Genomic DNA, 15,251 nt, shown 5'->3' with positions numbered 1-15,251 from the left:
ACCTTACTTCCATTATGCAAGTGACTAGTGCCGTCCGGTGGTGGGCGATGGTAATAGGCACCTTGGAGAGGGGAAATCTGGGACACCCACCTTGCTGGGCATGTCATCGCCAGGGGGTTGCCGAGAGAGGCTGTGGGCGCCATGGGGCCTGGCTCCCGGCAATGGGGCGGCGCTTGTGGTATCAAGTCAGTGTTACTCCCCCAACCAGAGCACATCGGAGAAGAATCATATGCTGGCGCTGATCACCACGGCTCACCACACCAGTTACCCCAATCCCATCGGTTTTAGCGCCGGGGAGCGGGTGCGTATCGGCCACGAGGATGACGAGTTTCCGGGCTGGGTTCGCACCGTCATGGCGGATGGCAACGAGGGGTGGGCGCCGCTGTCGCTGCTGACGCTCCTCGGGGAAGGGGAGGCGCTGGCGCGCCAGGATTACACCGCCCGCGAACTGGATGTGGTGGTGGGTGAAAGGGTCAGGGTGGAGAGAGAGCTGGCCGGCTGGCTCTGGGTACACAACGAAACAGGGGGCTCGGGCTGGATACCGGCAAGCTGCATCGCCTCACCGTCATAAGGCAGGGCCGCTCTGCGTTGCCTAAGGCGGCAGGGGAGCCGTCAACATAGTGGGATGAGGGAAAGGAGAGGGTCAGGGAACCCAGAAACCCGGCCGTCAGCTGGGGCGCGGCGGCCGGGTGAATTGTAAAGAGTAGGGTGACGGGGAAGGGGATCAGCCTAGTCTAATCAACTCTATGGGCGCGTAACGCTCTTGGGTGTTTGCCAGCAGCACGCACTTCTCATGCTCCGCCTCATAGGGGGTCATGTTGTCGGTGTGAGCCTCCTTCAGGGTATCGACCGCGCCGGTGGCGGCAATCATGACGCGCTGGCCCAGGGTCAGCACATTGCGGTTTCTATCGTAGATCTTCATGGCATTCTCCTTTTCGGGTGTGGGTCCCGGCCCATGCCGGGACAACGGGCCCAGACTACGCCTCCGAAAAAACGAGATGCCTGTCACAGATCAAAAAAAGGGGAAAGAGGGACTCAGGGAGCCGGGCGCGCTGGCAAGAGGGCCTCGCCGAGGCCGCCATTGCCTGTCGCAGGGCACGCGGGTCGCCTCTGCTTTTCATCGCCACAGGCTCGAACCGGAAAAGGGATGGGTTATAGTGGTGCCGCTCGTTTAACTGCCTTCAACCAACCGGGATCCCAATATGAATCGTGAAATCGCCGCCCAGTTCATCAAGATGCTGACCAACCTGGACCAGTGTCTGGCCAAGGCCGAGGCCCATGCCGCGGCGAAGAAGTTCAATGTGGAGAACTTCTTCAATGAGCGCCTCATCGTCGACATGCTGCCGCTGAGCAAACAGGTGCTGATCTGCTGTGACAGCGCCCGCGCCCTGGTGGCCACCGCCAGCCTGAGCGAGCCGCCGGTGCTGGGGGATGATCCCAAGACAATGGCGGATCTGCGCGCTCATGTAGCCAAGACCATCGCCTATCTGCAGAGCAAGCTGGACGCCGACTTCAGCCAGTATGCGAGCGGCCACTACTACCCCTACTGGGCGGGTGGCAAGGGGATGGACGGCCACAGCTGCGTACACGAGTACGGCATTCCGAACTTCTACTTCCACCTGACCATGACCTATGCCCTGCTGCGCCAGGCTGGGGTCGATCTCGGCAAGAAGGACTACCTGGGTGGCCTGAACCTGCAATAAGGCCAGTACCTCGGGAATAAAAAGAGCCTGCCATCCGGCAGGCTCTCTGCTTTTTGGGCCCCGGCATTCCCGGGATGGCATCGGCTTATTCGCTCGGGATCTCGGGCTCCACCAGGGCGGCGAGCTGGGTCAGGGACTCCTGCCAGCCGAGATAGCACATCTCGACCGGGATGAGCGCGGGTATGCCGGCCTGCTCTATGGCCAGTTCGGTGCCGCACAGCACCTGGGTGAGGGTGATGGTGACCCGCATCTCCCCGGGCAGCTTGGGGTCGTCGAAACTGTCCGTGTAGCGCAGGCGCTTGCCCGGTTCCAGCTCGAGATATTCGCCGCCGAAGGCATGGCTGTGGCCGCTGCCGAAATGGAAGAACGCCATCCTGAAGGTGCCGCCGACCCTGGCCTCCAGGTGCTCCACCCGGCAGGTGAAGCCATGGGGCGGCAGCCACTTGGCCAGGGCGTCTGCCTCGATAAAGGCTCTGTATACCCGCATCGGCGGGGCCTTGAGTACGCGGTGCAGTGTCACAGTTCCAGTCGTCATGGGGGATCCCTCCTCGGTTGGTCCGCAGCAAGAATAGTCGCCCACGGCGATGTTGGCCGCTGCCGGGGCGGTGAGCCGGGTGAGCGGGGATGCCTGGCTCCGCCGCTCTCCTGCGTCGTACTTCTTCGCTAACGCAGTGATTTTTCAGCGGATTGGCGAGGAGTTGATCAAGGTAGAGGTTATTGCCGCCGTTCGCTCATATAATCGCCGCCATGCAAGCGACTCGGAAGGATTCGATGACAAAGCTGATGGTGGCCCTGTGCGGGTTGTTTTACGCCTGCCTGGTGTGGGCCAACCCCGTTCCCTTCGTGGCCAGCCCGTCACCGGTGGAGGGGAAGATGGAGCCGCTGCTCTCCTGGTTCACCGGCGAGTTCTCCAGCCAGGAGCAGGCCGGTTATGACCAGCGTTTCACCAGCGCCGAGCTGCGACTGGTGGAGATCTGGCCCGGGGAAGGCCCCTTTCGCTGGGTCTATGCCGAGCAGTTCCTGACCGAGCGGGCGGTGCGCCCCTTCCGTCAGCGCATCTACCGTTTCTCCCCGCTGCCCGATGGCCGCATCCTGATGGCCGAGCTGACCATGCCGAGGGCCACCGATTTCGCCGGCGCCTGGCGCCAGCCCGAACTGCTCGACTCCCTCACTCCGCAACAACTCTCCCTGCGCCAGGGCTGCGAGATCTGGCTGACCCGCCAGGCCAGCGGAGAGTACGCGGGCCACAGCAAGGTCGGCAGCTGTGCCACCGACTTTGGCGGCGCCACTACCCTGGTGCAGTACCTCTGGATAGGCCCCAACAGCGTCAGGCTGCTGGACAGGGCCTATGACAACGGCGCCCGCCAGCGCTGGGGCAGCCCGGGGGAGGGGTATCTCTACCTGCGCAAGGTGAAGCAACGGGGGGAATGACCCGGCCTGCGCCGTGTCACGCCTGTATGTCCAGCGCCTGGCGGTGCTCGCTGAGGTAGTCGATCAGCAGTCGCAGCCGTAGCGGCATGGGCTCTCTCGCCGGATAAAGCATGTTGACCGGGCGCGGGGCGGGCAGGGCATCCGGCAGTATTTCCAGCAGGGCGCCGCTGGCCAGCTCCTGGCTCAGCAGGGCCCGCGGTTGCAGCACTATGCCCGCATGATTCAATGCCGCCACCTTGAGGGCGCTGCCATGGTTGCTGATGAAGGGGCTGTCCCACAGATGCAGCTGCTCGAGGGGAAACTCAGTGGCCAGGCTCGACTGGGTCAGCCAGGGGGCGAAGCCCAGGCAGTGGTGATGGGCGAGATCCGCCAGTTCCTGCGGGGTGCCGTGCCGTTGCAGGTAGCGCGGGGAGGCGCAGAACACCGAGGCCGAGTGGGCCAGCGGGCGGGCTATGTAGGCGGCATCCTTGGGGGTGCCGACCCGGAAGATGAGGTCGAAGCCGTCGCCGATCACGTCGACCAGCCGATCACAGAGATCCAGCTCGATGCGGATCTTCGGATACTGCGCCATGAAGCGGCACAGCAAGGGGGTCAGCCGATAGCTGCCGAAGGTGATGGGGGCATTGATGCGGATCTTGCCCGCCGCCTGGCCGGTGTGGGCCTGGGTATTCTGCTCCAGCGCCCGGTAGTGTTGCAGCAGGCTCTGGCAACCGCCGAGGTACTCCCTGCCCGCCTCGGTCAGGCTCTGGCAGCGGGTGTTGCGGTTGAGCAGGCGGGAGCCGACCCTGGCCTCCAGCCATTTGATGTACTTGCCGATCATGGCCGGCGTCATCTCGAAGCGGTCCGCCACGGCACTGAAGCTGCCCGCGCGGGCGACCTCGACGAAGATCTCGATGGCGGTCAGACGGTCCACTCTAAACTCCTGGTTTATAAAGCCGAGCGCCACTATGTCTGGCTGGCGAAGCGGCTGTCAATATACTGGGCGGCATCCAACCGACCGGGAAATGCCCTGTGATGAGTCTCGATTATTACGCCCTCTACCTGCTGCTCGCCCTGGGGACTGTGCTCAGTCCCGGGCCGGCGGTGATCTACACCATAGGCAACACCCTGACCCGGGGAAGCCGTCACGCCATCGCCGGCTTCGTGGGGGTGGCGGTGGGGATACTGCTGGTGGCGACCCTGGCCTCGCTGGCGGTGATCTGGTTTACCCACTGGCTGGCCGGGGGTCAGCAGATCCTCACCCTGGGTGGTGTCCTCTATCTGCTCTATCTGGGGGTGAACTCCTGGCGTCAGCGCGGGGTGAGCCCTGTGATGGGCACGAGCTCGGATAGGGATTGCTGGCGCAGCTTCGTCAAGGGGGCGCTCATCAGCCTGCTCAACCCCAAGGCGATCATTTTCTTCACCAGCCTGTTTCCCCAGTTCATCGACTTTCACCAAGGGGCGCTGGGCCAGTGCCTGCTGCTGGCGCTGACCTTCAGCGCCGTGGTGCTGGTGGTGCACGGCGGCTACTGCCTGGTGTTTCGCTGGGTGGGCTTGCAGGGCTATGGCGAGCGCTTCGCCAGGGGCATCAACCGGCTGTCGGCCGTGATGTTTACCGGCTTCGCGATCCTGCTGCTGATCAGGGCGCTGGGCTGAGAGAGGGTCGGGCGTGGCACCCCGCCTGGCGAAGAAGAGCGGGATGGCGTCAACAGCGCCATCCCGTTACTGCATCAGAGTTTGAACAGCGGTCGCAGGCGTATGCCTATGAGGCTGCCCGCCAGGGCCATCAGCATCCAGACCCAGCCGTGCAGGCTGCCCGACGCCGTGCCGTCGAAGAAGCCGCCGAGGTTGCAGGCACTGTACATGGCCCCCATCCCCATCAGCAGACCGCCAATGATGGCCGCCAGGCTGTTGCCTATGCGGATCGGGGTGTGATTGCCGCCGCCGCTCAGGCAACGGGCCAGCGCCGCCCCCAGGATCCCCAGCCAGAACATGCCGACCATGGGGTTGATAAAGAGCGGCTGGGCCAATTTCGGGTTGCCCTCGAACAGGCCGAACAGAGAGGCGCCGCGCAGCGCCATGTCATAGACGGCCCCCGTGATGGTCCAGGCCGAGCCGTGCAGGGCCACCACGGCGGAGTTGAGCAGGGCGATGAGGATGCCGCCGGTCAGCACGGTGAAGCGGCCGTCGCGCCAGAACAGGTTGCCGCCGCCGAAGATGGGCTTCACCTCGCCGGTGCTATTGAGTTCGCTCTTGCGAAACAGCAGGAAGAGCACGGCGACCAGGGCCAGGTTGAGCAGCATGCCGCTCCAGATATTGCCGGTCAGATCGCGGGCCAATACCACCTGGCTGGAAAAGCTGGCCTCCAGCTCGGGACGAAACTGGTTGCTGATGAGGGTACCAATGCCGTAGCAGATCAGCACCAGCCAGAAGCGGGGTTGCCCCTCGCCGCAGCAGTAGAGGGTGCCGGTGGCACAGACCCCCGCCAGCTGCATGCCGATGCCGAACAGGAAGGCGCCGACGATGAAGGGGACGCCGATGGCCATGACGTTGCCCACCATGGCATCGCCAAAGAGGGCATGAGTGAAGGAGAGGAAGGTGGTGAACAGCAGGATCTCGATGGCGATGGTGAGCAGGTGCACACGCACATAGTAGCTGTTGCGCCTGGTTAGCATCTCGCGCCAGCCGAATACGATGCCGAAGCGGCTGAAGGAGAGGGTGAAGCCGAAACCGAAGCCGATCAGGGCCATCAGGGCCCACTTCATGCCGAAGGTGGTGCCGAGCCAGAGCAAGGCTCCCCCCGCGAGTGCCACTATGGGGAGCGACCATTGTCGAGTCATGCCGATACATCCGTAACGTTATTGTGGTGAAGGCGTGCATCCTAATGCCACAATGAGTCCGATGCCAGCTTGCTTGGGGTAATCTCGCTGTCAGCGCCAGGCCAAGGCCTCAGACATAGGCACTCGCCTCGACGGCCAGCTCGGCCAGGATGGAGAGACTGACGGCGCCAAACAGCAGACCCGTGACCAGGTTCAGGGGCCTTTGTACCCGGCTGAGCAGGTGCTGGGCTCGGGCGGTGGAGAGGCTCCAGGCCAGCAGCCCGAACCAGGCCAGCGACAGCAGGAACAGCTCCAGGATCAGCAGGCCCCGGGTCAGGCCATCCACCTGGGGCGTCACCATGGCCGCCAGCAATCCCATGAAGAACAGCAACGCCTTGGGGTTGAGCAGGTTGGTGGCGATCCCGGCTCTCAGCCCCCGGTTCCAGCCCTGCAACTCCCCGCCTGCCCGCAGTGCCTGAGTGGCGGAACTGCGGCGCGCCGCCTTGATGGCCCCCCAGCCGAGCCAGCCCAGATAGAGGGCGCCCACCACCTTCACCGCCAGAAACAGCCAGGGCTGGCTCGCGATCAGCAGGCTGATGCCGGTCAGGCTGAGGGTGGCATGGAGCAGGATGGCGATGGCGATGCCAAGCGCGGCCCCGAGCGCCGTGGGCCTGTGCAGGCTGGTGCGCAGGATCAGCGCGAAATCCGGGCCCGGGCTTGCCAGGGCGATCAGGTGGATGAGACCTATGGTCAGAAACAGGCTGGTGAACATGGCATACCTCGCTACAAAGATGAGGCAGCAGCATGGGGGATGGAGGCAGGGGCTGGCTTGTAAAAGATTGCAGTGGGGTCGGTTAGCCCGGGAGCATCTGCTGACGGTAGTCCGCCGGGGTCAGCCCGAAGGCCTGGCGGAAGCCGTGGTGGAAGTGGCTCTGATCGAAGAAACCGACCGCCAGTGCCACCTCGCTCACCGGCAGGCCGCGGGCGAGCAGGAGCTTGCCGCGTTCGAGGCGCAGTCGCTTGAGCCAGGCGTAGGGGGTCATGCCGGTCTTCTTCTTGAACTGGCGCAGGAAGGCGAAGCGATCCAGCCCGAACAGGGCGGCCAGATCCTCCAGGCTGTGGTGCCCGTCCAGCTGGCCCAGCAGGTAGTCGCGCAGGAATCTGATCTGGGGATCCGCCAGGGCATGGCGCTCCGGTGCCAGGTGTAGCAGCTCGCCGAGCAGGGCCAAGAGCTGGCTCTCCGCCAGCAGGGCGTCTGGCTCGGGCTGATCCAGATACATGTGCAGCCGGGCGAAGCCCTGATAGAGATCGGGGCGGCTCTGCAACCCCTTGTCGAAGAAGGGCTCTGGCTTGTCTGGCAGCCAGCGCGCCAACTGTTCGGGGGCGATGGCGAACACCCTCACCTCGTACCCTTCCGGCAGCAGACTGAGGCCGTCGTGCATCTCGTCCGGGTTGACGGTGGAGAGCTCGCCGCGCACCAGATTGTGGCTGCTGCCCTTGTGGATGAACTTCTGGCCACCCTGCTGCACCAGACCTATGTGATAGTCCAGGTGCACATGGCGGCCATAGCTGAACTCCCTGTGATGGGAGTGGGAGAGTTCAACCCCCGGCAGCAGCCGGGATTGCCAGTAGTGGATGCGGGATGGAGAGGCGCTCATGGCCTATTGATAACCCGAAATCCGGCTTCTGGCTTGTAGATTATTGCAGGGACCGCGCGCCCGCCTGCTCAACCGGCTTGCTGACGCCGCTTGCCGCTGCGCAGCCCGTCCAGGCTGAACAGCACCAGGGCACTCCAGATGCAGCCGAAGGTGATCATCTTGTCCAGTGCCAGCGCCTCCCCGTAGAGGCTGACCGCCAGGATGAACATCAGGCTGGGGCCTATGTACTGGAAGAAGCCCAGGGTGGAGAGCTTGAGCCGGGTGGCGGCGGCGGTGAAGCAGAGCAGGGGCGCCGTGGTGACGACCCCGGCGGCGATCAGCAGCAGGTTGAGGTGCCAGTCGTTTTGCGTGAGGTGGCTGGTGGGGCTGTCGGCGAATCCCCACAGGTAGATGGCCGCCGGCGGCAGCATGATCATGGTCTCGATCAGCAGGCCGGTGAGGGCATCGAGGGCCAGCTTCTTGCGGATCAGGCCATAGATGGCGAAGCTCGAGGCCAGCACCAGGGCTATCCAGGGCAGGGAGCCGAAGGCGATGAGCTGGACGGCGACCCCAATCACCGCCAGTCCCACCGCCCACCACTGCAGGCGACGCAGCTTCTCGCTCAGGAACAGCATGCCGAGCAGCACGTTGAACAGGGGGTTGATGTAGTAGCCGAGGCTGGCATCCAGCATGTGACCGTTGTTGATGGCCCAGATGAACAGCAGCCAGTTGCCACCGACTGTGACGGAGGTGAAGGCCAGGGTGAGCAGCACTTTAGGTTGGCGCAGCACCGCCTGCACCTTGTGCCACTGGCGACCGATCAGGGTCAGCACCATCAGCAGGGCGCAGGACCAGATCATGCGGTGGGTCAGGATCTCGGCGGCCGGGACGGCGGAAATGGTCTTGAAGTAGATGGGCGCCAGGCCCCAAAGGGTATAGGCGCACAGGGCATAGATGATGCCCTGGCGCTGGATCTGTTGCTGCATGCGGATAACCTTCACTGGAGAGTCGGATGTTGGAAAACATCGCAAAAAATCAGTGTAGCGATCCTTTTGGGGGGAAAGAAGTTAATAAATGCCGTTTGGCGAGATTTTTACAGCATGGAATCGACTCAGCGCCGGCCACCGCGGCGGATCTTCTCTACATCCATGAGCAGCCACAGCATGAGTGCGATGGCGGAGATCCAGGGACCCCAGGTCACATAGGCCTCACCCTCGCCCAGCATGAAGAAGAGCAGCGGCAGGCCCACTACCAGAAACAGTACACTTCCTAGAAAAAACAGCATTTTTATCTTTATATTTAAGGGCTTGTCTATTTGATGATTATATCGATTGAGGCCGTTGAGGAAAGGGTAAAAATGAAAAAGGGGGATTTCTCCCCCAATTCGATCGGTGAGCGGCATTTCTGATCTTATTCGAGCTGGATCCAGGTGCTTTTCAGCTCGGTGTACTTCTCTAGGGCGTGCAATGACTTGTCGCGGCCGTTGCCGGACTGCTTGAAGCCGCCGAACGGCATCGTCATGTCGCCCCCATCCCAGTTGTTGACGAAGACGGTGCCGGCGCGCAGGGCGCGGGAGCCCTTGACCGCCTTGTTGAGATCCGCCGTCCAGATCGCCGCCGCCAGGCCGTAGTCGGTGTCGTTGCCAAGGGCAATGGCGTCTTCGAGGGTGTCGAAGCCGGTCACCGCCAGCACAGGACCGAAGATCTCCTCGCGGAAGATGCGCATTTGCGGCGTCACCTCGTCAAAGATGGTGGGCTCGATATAGAAGCCGCCGCTCTCTGTGTGGGTGCGCTTGCCCCCCAGTAGCAGTCTGGCGCCCTCCTGCTGGCCGATGGCGATGTAGTTCAGCACCTGCTCCATCTGGATGCCGTCCACCATGGCGCCGATGCGGGTGGCGGGATCCAGCGGGTTGGCGGCGATCCACTCGCGGGCATGGGCCAGCAGGCGCTCCATGAATTGCGGCTTGATGCTGTTTTGCACCAGCAGACGGGAGGCGGCGGTGCACACCTCGCCTTGGTTGTAGAAGATGGCGCCCACAGCGCTCTTGGCGGCGGCGTCCAGATCAGGCGCGTCCGCCAGCACTATGTTGGGGCTCTTGCCGCCACACTCCATAAAGGCGCGCTTGAGGTTCGACTTGCCGGAGCACTGCACCAGATGCTTGCCGATCCTGGTGGAGCCGGTGAAGGTGATGCAGTCCACGTCCATGTGCATGGCCAGCGCCTCACCCACTGTGTGGCCAAAGCCGGGCAGCACGTTGAACACCCCATCCGGGATGCCCGCCTCTTTCGCTATGCCGGCGATGCGCAGGGCGGTGAGGGGGGATTTTTCGGACGGCTTGAGGATGACGGAGTTGCCGGTGGCGAGCGCCGGGCCCAGCTTCCAGCAGGCCATCACCAGGGGGAAGTTCCAGGGCACTATGGCGGCCACCACCCCGAGCGCCTCGCGGGTCACCAGCGCCAGGGCGGACTCTTCCACCGGGGCGACCTGATCGTAGATCTTGTCGATGGCCTCGGCGTTCCAGGCGATGCAGTTGGCGGCGGCCGGGGCGTCATAGCCCATGGCATCGCCGATGGGCTTGCCCATGTCCAGGGATTCCAGCAGGGCCAGCTCCACCTGGTTGAGGCGCATCAGCTCGGCGAAGCGCTGCATGATCAGCTTGCGCTGTTTCGGGGAGAGCCCGCTCCAGCGCTTGTCATCGAAGGCGGCGCGGGCGGCCTGCACCGCCAGCTCGGCGTCGGCGGCGTCGCAGGAGGCCACCTTGGTCAGCAACTGGCCGTTGGCCGGGTTGATGCAATCGAAGGTGGCGCCGTTGACGGCGTCCCGGTAGCTGCCGTCGATAAAGGCTTGCGAGGGCAGGGTCAGATGGGCGGCCTTGTGTTGCCACTGGGCCAGGGTCAGGTCACTCATGTTCACTCCTTGAACCGGCAAAGATAGTCTCCGCGTATCAATATGCTAAACATCCTGCCGCTTGTAAATCCATCTTGTAACAATTCATTAAACACTTGCCGCCCAATGTCGGAGAAAAGACCCCGAGCTGCGGCGGACTTTACCCAGGCGGCAGGGCCGTCTCGTGGAGTGGCGAGCGGCCCTGGTCACCCATGGGGATCAGAAGCTGGCTGGCGTGTTGGCCGAGATAAGCACGCACTCCTGCTCCCCCACGTTGCGGAAACGGTGCGGGGTGCGGCTGTCGAAGTAGTAGCCATCACCGGGGGCCAGCAGATGTACCTGCTCGCCGACGGTGACCTCCACCTGGCCCTGGATGACGATGCCGCACTCTTCCCCCTCGTGGCTCAGCATGTCGTCGCCGGTGTCGGCGCCCGGGGGAAGTACCTCCTGCATCATGCCGATGGCACGGTTGGCCCGGCTGTGGCCCACCAGACGGTAGCTGATGGGGTGGGTGCCGAGATCCGGCATGTCGTCCGCGCGGAAGATCACCTCGGAATCCATCTCCGTCTCATCGGTGAAGAAGCTGGCGAGGGACATGGGGATGCCTTCCAGCACCTTGCGCAGCGACGCGACCGAGGGGCTCACCTGATTTTTCTCGATCTGGGAGATAAAACCGTTGGTCACACCGGAGCGCTTGGCCAGCTCGCGCTGGGAGAGGGCCGCCTTGGTGCGAACCGCCTTGAGGCGGTGACCGATATCCATCGATAGACACTCCTTGACTGTTTACTATTATTAAAATTGTGTTAAATATCTTATACCACCCCTGGGGGGTGACACCAAGCAGGGCGATAAAAGGCCCTTTTTTATGGATTCAGGTGTTTAATTTAATAGGCATCAGCCAAGTGTTACTAAACGCCTTAAGGATGAGGTGACCATGAAACCGATTAGCGACATCAATACCCCTTCCGACATGTCCGCCTTCTGGATGCCCTTCACCGCCAACCAGCAGTTCAAGGCGGCGCCGCGCATCCTGAAGTCGGCAGAGGGGATGTATTATCACTCAGAGGATGGCCGCAAGATACTGGATGGCACCGCCGGGCTCTGGTGTTGCAACGCGGGCCATGGTCGGCGCGAGATTGCCGAGGCGGTCTCCCAGCAGATCTCACACCTCGATTTCGCTCCCACATTCCAGATGGGCCACCCTCTGCCGTTCGAGCTGGCCAACCGGCTGGTGGAGATAGCCCCCAAGGGCTTCGGCCACGTCTTCTATACCAACTCCGGCTCGGAATCCGTCGACACTGCGCTCAAGATAGCGCTGGCCTGGCAGCGGGCACGCGGCCAGGGCACCCGCACCCGTCTCATCGGCCGTGAGCGCGGCTATCACGGGGTCGGCTTCGGCGGTATCTCGGTGGGGGGCATTCCCGGCAACCGCAAGTGGTTCGGCTCCCTGCTTGGGGGGGTGGATCACCTGCCCCACACCCTCAACATAGGGAAAAATGCTTTCACCAAGGGGCTGCCAGCGGAAGATCTCACCCTGGCCGATGAACTGGAGAAGATCGTCTTCCTCCATGATGCCAGCAACATAGCGGCCGTCATCGTCGAACCCATCGCTGGCAGTACCGGCGTCATCATGCCCCCCAAGGGCTACCTCAAGCGGCTGAGGGAGATCTGCACCAGGCACGGCATACTGCTGATCTTCGACGAGGTGATCACCGGCTTCGGCCGCCTCGGCTCCCCCTTCGCCGCCCAGGAGTTCGACGTCATTCCCGATATGATCACCTGCGCCAAGGGGCTCACCAACGGCGCCATCCCCATGGGCGCCGTGCTGGTGCAGAACCACATCTATGACGACATGATGGCCGCCGGCAAGGGCGCCATCGAGCTGTTCCACGGCTACACCTACTCGGGTCACCCTGTGGCGGCGGCCGCGGGTCTGGCGACCCTCGAGATCTACCGCAGCGAGAACCTGCTCCATCGCGCCGCCGATCTGGCTGGCTACTGGGAGGAGGCGGCCCATTCGCTGAAGGGCTGCAAGCATGTGAAGGATGTGCGCAACTACGGCCTGGTGGCGGGCATAGAGCTGGAATCCATGCCGGATGCGCCGGGCAAGCGGGCCTACGAGGTGTTCGTGCGCTGCTTCGAGAAGGGGGCGCTTATCCGGGTGACCGGCGACATCATCGCCCTGTCGCCACCCCTCATCATCGAGCGCAGCGAGATCGACGACCTCTTCACCCTGCTGCAGGATGTCCTGCAGGCCCAGGACTGATCTTTCACCCTTTGTTGCATGGCGCCCGCCGGGCGCCCTCTTCCTGTGCCTGATGCCCACGGCCGCGCGCAGGGATGACGCGAATGACCCATCACGGAGGATTTATGAGTTACAGGATCGACAACTTCATCGACGGCGAAACCACCGAGAGTCGCAGCGAGCGTTTCGGCGCCATCTTCGATCCGGCCACCGGCCAGCAGCAGGGCACTGTGGCCCTCTCCGCCGCCGCCGAGTGCCTCGATGCCATCGCCAGCGCCGAGCGCGCCTTCGCCGACTGGTCCCAGACCCCGCCGCTGGTGCGGGCGAGGGTGATGTTCCGCTTCAAGGAGCTGATGGAGCAGCACAGGGACGAGCTGGCCCGTCTCATCAGCCGCGAGCACGGCAAGGTGTTCTCCGACGCCCAGGGAGAGTTGACCCGGGGGCTGGAGGTGGTGGAGTTTGCCTGCGGCATTCCCCATCTGCTCAAGGGGGAGCACTCCCTCAATGTGGGCCGGGGGGTGGACAGCCACTCCATGATGCAGCCGGTGGGGGTGTGCGCCGGCATCACGCCGTTCAACTTCCCGGCCATGGTGCCGCTCTGGATGTTCCCGGTGGCGCTGGCCTGCGGCAACAGCTTCATCCTCAAGCCGTCCGAGAAGGATCCCTCCCTGGCCCTGCGCATGGCCGAGCTGCTCAAGCAGGCGGGCCTGCCGGACGGTGTGCTGAACGTGGTCAACGGCGACAAGGAGGTGGTGGACGTGCTGCTGACCGACCCGCGGGTGGCCGCCGTCTCCTTCGTCGGCTCCACCCCCATAGCCCAGTACATCTATGCCACCGCCTCGGCTCACGGCAAGCGGGTGCAGGCCCTGGGCGGCGCCAAGAACCACATGCTGGTGATGCCGGATGCGGATCTCGATCAGGCGGTCTCCGCCCTGATGGGGGCGGCCTATGGCGCGGCCGGCGAGCGCTGCATGGCGATCTCGGTGGCCCTGGTGGTGGGCGATGCCACCGCCGATGCCCTGGTGGCCAAGCTGACGCCGCTGGTGGAGGCGCTGCGGGTCGGGCCCGGCCTTGGCCAGAGCCCCGAGAACGAGATGGGCCCCCTCATCAGTCGCGAGCACCTGGCCAAGGTGCGCGGCTACGTGGATCAGGGGGTGGCCGAGGGCGCCAGTCTGGTGGTCGATGGTCGCGGTGTCAGCCACGGTGAGGGCTACTTCATCGGCGGCAGTCTGTTCGACCGGGTCGGCCCCGAGATGCGCATCTACCGGGAGGAGATCTTCGGCCCGGTGCTCGCCATAGTGCGGGCGCCGGACTACGAGACGGCCCTGCGCCTCATCAACGAACACGAGTACGGCAACGGCACCGCCATCTTTACCTGCGACGGGGATACCGCAAGGGACTTCACCACTCGGGTTCAGGTCGGTATGGTAGGGGTGAACGTACCCATACCGGTGCCCATGGCGTTTCACAGCTTCGGTGGCTGGAAGCGGTCCATCTTCGGGCCGCTCAACATGCACGGGCCGGACGGGGTACGCTTCTATACCCGGATGAAGACGGTGACTGCCCGCTGGCCCCAGAGCCTGCGGGCCGGCGCCGAGTTCTCCATGCCGACCATGAAATGATCAACATGCAGCAGCTAGCCCTGGCATGGCCCGGCGGAAGGAGTCCGCCGGCGTGTCCCGCTATCCCTGTGAAGGAGTAACAGATGCGACTGGGAATTCTCGATTGTGACCGGCTGGACCCCGACTTGGTTGGGAGTTTCGGCCCCGTTTACTCCGAGATGTTTATCAAGGGCTTCCGGGCGCTGGCCCCGGCGTTGGAATACAGGGTCTGGTCGGCGCTCGATGGGGAGCTGCCGAGCGACTTGAACGAGTGCGATGCCTGGCTCATCACAGGATCGCGCCACGATGCCTACAGCGACATCCCCTGGATCCTGGCGCTGCGCGACTGGATCCGGCGGGCCCACGATGCCAACGTCAAGCTGGCCGGCATCTGCTTCGGCCATCAGGTGATCGCCCAGGCGCTGGGGGGGGAGGTGGTGAAGTCCACCAAGGGCTGGGGGCTCGGCGTCTCCGTCCACCCCATGCAGGAGGCGAAACCCTGGATGCAACCGGGGCTGGAGACCATACGGATCCTGGCCAGTCACCAGGATCAGGTGGAGCAGCTGCCACCGGGGGCGACCCTGCTGGCGGGCAACGATTTTTGCCCGAACTTCATGTTCCTGCAGGGGGATCACATAGTCGCCATCCAGGGTCATCCGGAGTTTTCGGTGGAGTACAACCGGGCGCTGATCGAGCGGCGGCGGGATCGGTTGCCCGACGAGCACTACCAGAGCAGCCTCTCCTCCCTGGAGGGAGAAGTGGACTCGGCCACCATGATGCAGTGGCTGCTGCAGTTCCTCGGCATGCTGCCGGTCGGCCCCGCCGTGCGCTGAGCGTCCGTTTGTCATATCCCCCCGGCAGATGCTAGATTTTGTAGCAAAATGAAGGATCAAGCGGTGATATGCCGAGTTCGGATGGTACACTGGCCGCCATTTGTGGCGGCCTTGTCC

At 63.7% G+C, this 15,251-nt stretch carries 17 protein-coding genes; 7 read left to right on the top strand and 10 right to left on the bottom strand.

Going from position 1 to position 15,251, the window contains the following annotated elements:
* Positions 1–229 precede the first annotated feature (229 nt).
* Positions 230–571: a ligand-binding protein SH3 gene (locus tag WIR04_RS19885; RefSeq protein WP_234691257.1), complete on the top strand. Its 342-nt coding sequence runs from the start codon at positions 230–232 to the stop codon at positions 569–571.
* Positions 572–724: 153 nt separating this feature from the next.
* Here the strand turns inward: WIR04_RS19885 and ydfZ are convergent, their stop codons facing one another.
* Positions 725–922 carry a putative selenium delivery protein YdfZ gene (gene ydfZ / locus WIR04_RS19880; RefSeq protein WP_025325313.1) on the bottom strand — a complete coding sequence of 66 codons (198 nt, stop codon included), beginning with the start codon at positions 920–922 and terminating at the stop codon, positions 725–727.
* A gap of 280 nt (positions 923–1,202) precedes the next feature.
* Here ydfZ and WIR04_RS19875 point away from each other — a divergent pair, with 280 nt between their 5' ends.
* Complete coding sequence (locus WIR04_RS19875) at positions 1,203–1,703, top strand: DUF1993 domain-containing protein (protein WP_106885286.1); 501 nt, start codon at positions 1,203–1,205, stop codon at positions 1,701–1,703.
* Positions 1,704–1,788: 85 nt separating this feature from the next.
* On the opposite strand, the gene WIR04_RS19870 is transcribed toward WIR04_RS19875, so the two are convergent.
* Complete coding sequence (locus WIR04_RS19870) at positions 1,789–2,238, bottom strand: SRPBCC family protein (protein WP_139746334.1); 450 nt, start codon at positions 2,236–2,238, stop codon at positions 1,789–1,791.
* A 236-nt stretch (positions 2,239–2,474) separates the two neighbouring features.
* On the opposite strand from WIR04_RS19870, the gene WIR04_RS19865 reads away from it, so the two are divergent.
* Entirely contained in the window at positions 2,475–3,134 is a 660-nt protein-coding gene (locus WIR04_RS19865; RefSeq protein ID WP_338889228.1) for a chromophore lyase CpcT/CpeT, read from the top strand.
* Between the two features lie 16 nt (positions 3,135–3,150).
* Here the strand turns inward: WIR04_RS19865 and WIR04_RS19860 are convergent, their stop codons facing one another.
* Complete coding sequence (locus WIR04_RS19860) at positions 3,151–4,047, bottom strand: LysR family transcriptional regulator (RefSeq protein WP_338889226.1); 897 nt, start codon at positions 4,045–4,047, stop codon at positions 3,151–3,153.
* Between the two features lie 101 nt (positions 4,048–4,148).
* Between WIR04_RS19860 and WIR04_RS19855 the strand changes: the two genes are divergently transcribed.
* The gene (locus tag WIR04_RS19855) at positions 4,149–4,769 is read left to right on the top strand and encodes a LysE family translocator (protein WP_338889224.1); all 621 of its coding nucleotides are present in this window, start codon (positions 4,149–4,151) and stop codon (positions 4,767–4,769) included.
* 74 nt (positions 4,770–4,843) lie between these two features.
* Here the strand turns inward: WIR04_RS19855 and WIR04_RS19850 are convergent, their stop codons facing one another.
* From WIR04_RS19850 to WIR04_RS19820, 7 genes are all read right to left on the bottom strand, one after another.
* A complete protein-coding gene (locus tag WIR04_RS19850) occupies positions 4,844–5,953 on the bottom strand; it encodes a YeeE/YedE thiosulfate transporter family protein (RefSeq protein ID WP_338889222.1) in 1,110 nt (369 codons plus the stop codon).
* Between the two features lie 109 nt (positions 5,954–6,062).
* The gene (locus WIR04_RS19845; protein WP_111911676.1) at positions 6,063–6,704 is read right to left on the bottom strand and encodes a LysE family translocator; all 642 of its coding nucleotides are present in this window, start codon (positions 6,702–6,704) and stop codon (positions 6,063–6,065) included.
* Positions 6,705–6,786: 82 nt separating this feature from the next.
* A complete protein-coding gene (locus tag WIR04_RS19840; RefSeq protein WP_025325321.1) occupies positions 6,787–7,590 on the bottom strand; it encodes an AraC family transcriptional regulator in 804 nt (267 codons plus the stop codon).
* A gap of 68 nt (positions 7,591–7,658) precedes the next feature.
* Positions 7,659–8,555: an EamA family transporter RarD gene (rarD, locus tag WIR04_RS19835; protein ID WP_338889219.1), complete on the bottom strand. Its 897-nt coding sequence runs from the start codon at positions 8,553–8,555 to the stop codon at positions 7,659–7,661.
* 125 nt (positions 8,556–8,680) lie between these two features.
* Positions 8,681–8,971 carry a hypothetical protein gene (locus tag WIR04_RS19830; RefSeq protein ID WP_049828095.1) on the bottom strand — a complete coding sequence of 97 codons (291 nt, stop codon included), beginning with the start codon at positions 8,969–8,971 and terminating at the stop codon, positions 8,681–8,683.
* Between the two features lie 8 nt (positions 8,972–8,979).
* Positions 8,980–10,476 (bottom strand): aldehyde dehydrogenase, encoded by a 1,497-nt coding sequence (locus WIR04_RS19825; RefSeq protein ID WP_338889217.1) that lies wholly within the window; start codon positions 10,474–10,476, stop codon positions 8,980–8,982.
* 198 nt (positions 10,477–10,674) lie between these two features.
* Positions 10,675–11,217, bottom strand: coding sequence for a cupin domain-containing protein (locus WIR04_RS19820; protein WP_025325324.1), 543 nt, complete (start codon positions 11,215–11,217; stop codon positions 10,675–10,677).
* A gap of 172 nt (positions 11,218–11,389) precedes the next feature.
* Between WIR04_RS19820 and WIR04_RS19815 the strand changes: the two genes are divergently transcribed.
* From WIR04_RS19815 to WIR04_RS19805, 3 genes are all read left to right on the top strand, one after another.
* On the top strand, positions 11,390–12,721 hold the full coding sequence (locus WIR04_RS19815; protein ID WP_338889215.1) for an aspartate aminotransferase family protein: 1,332 nt from the start codon (positions 11,390–11,392) through the stop codon (positions 12,719–12,721).
* A gap of 104 nt (positions 12,722–12,825) precedes the next feature.
* Complete coding sequence (locus WIR04_RS19810; RefSeq protein WP_338889213.1) at positions 12,826–14,322, top strand: CoA-acylating methylmalonate-semialdehyde dehydrogenase; 1,497 nt, start codon at positions 12,826–12,828, stop codon at positions 14,320–14,322.
* A gap of 83 nt (positions 14,323–14,405) precedes the next feature.
* The gene (locus WIR04_RS19805) at positions 14,406–15,134 is read left to right on the top strand and encodes a glutamine amidotransferase-related protein (RefSeq protein WP_042650122.1); all 729 of its coding nucleotides are present in this window, start codon (positions 14,406–14,408) and stop codon (positions 15,132–15,134) included.
* Positions 15,135–15,251 lie beyond the last annotated feature (117 nt).

The organism is Aeromonas rivipollensis (genome assembly GCF_037811135.1).
Classification (GTDB): domain Bacteria; phylum Pseudomonadota; class Gammaproteobacteria; order Enterobacterales; family Aeromonadaceae; genus Aeromonas; species Aeromonas rivipollensis.
This window is presented reverse-complemented; position numbering and strand designations above follow the sequence as displayed.

Excerpts from the sequence above, each read along its gene's own strand:
- WIR04_RS19885 (WP_234691257.1), top strand. The coding sequence starts at position 230 with ATGCTGGCGCTGATCACCACGGCTCACCACACCAGTTACCCCAATCCC.
- ydfZ (WP_025325313.1), bottom strand. The coding sequence starts at position 922 with ATGAAGATCTACGATAGAAACCGCAATGTGCTGACCCTGGGCCAGCGC.
- WIR04_RS19875 (WP_106885286.1), top strand. The coding sequence starts at position 1,203 with ATGAATCGTGAAATCGCCGCCCAGTTCATCAAGATGCTGACCAACCTG.
- WIR04_RS19870 (WP_139746334.1), bottom strand. The coding sequence starts at position 2,238 with ATGACGACTGGAACTGTGACACTGCACCGCGTACTCAAGGCCCCGCCG.
- WIR04_RS19865 (WP_338889228.1), top strand. The coding sequence starts at position 2,475 with ATGACAAAGCTGATGGTGGCCCTGTGCGGGTTGTTTTACGCCTGCCTG.
- WIR04_RS19855 (WP_338889224.1), top strand. The coding sequence starts at position 4,149 with ATGAGTCTCGATTATTACGCCCTCTACCTGCTGCTCGCCCTGGGGACT.
- WIR04_RS19850 (WP_338889222.1), bottom strand. The coding sequence starts at position 5,953 with ATGACTCGACAATGGTCGCTCCCCATAGTGGCACTCGCGGGGGGAGCC.
- WIR04_RS19845 (WP_111911676.1), bottom strand. The coding sequence starts at position 6,704 with ATGTTCACCAGCCTGTTTCTGACCATAGGTCTCATCCACCTGATCGCC.
- WIR04_RS19840 (WP_025325321.1), bottom strand. The coding sequence starts at position 7,590 with ATGAGCGCCTCTCCATCCCGCATCCACTACTGGCAATCCCGGCTGCTG.
- rarD (WP_338889219.1), bottom strand. The coding sequence starts at position 8,555 with ATGCAGCAACAGATCCAGCGCCAGGGCATCATCTATGCCCTGTGCGCC.
- WIR04_RS19830 (WP_049828095.1), bottom strand. The coding sequence starts at position 8,971 with ATGCCGCTCACCGATCGAATTGGGGGAGAAATCCCCCTTTTTCATTTT.
- WIR04_RS19825 (WP_338889217.1), bottom strand. The coding sequence starts at position 10,476 with ATGAGTGACCTGACCCTGGCCCAGTGGCAACACAAGGCCGCCCATCTG.
- WIR04_RS19820 (WP_025325324.1), bottom strand. The coding sequence starts at position 11,217 with ATGGATATCGGTCACCGCCTCAAGGCGGTTCGCACCAAGGCGGCCCTC.
- WIR04_RS19815 (WP_338889215.1), top strand. The coding sequence starts at position 11,390 with ATGAAACCGATTAGCGACATCAATACCCCTTCCGACATGTCCGCCTTC.
- WIR04_RS19810 (WP_338889213.1), top strand. The coding sequence starts at position 12,826 with ATGAGTTACAGGATCGACAACTTCATCGACGGCGAAACCACCGAGAGT.
- WIR04_RS19805 (WP_042650122.1), top strand. The coding sequence starts at position 14,406 with ATGCGACTGGGAATTCTCGATTGTGACCGGCTGGACCCCGACTTGGTT.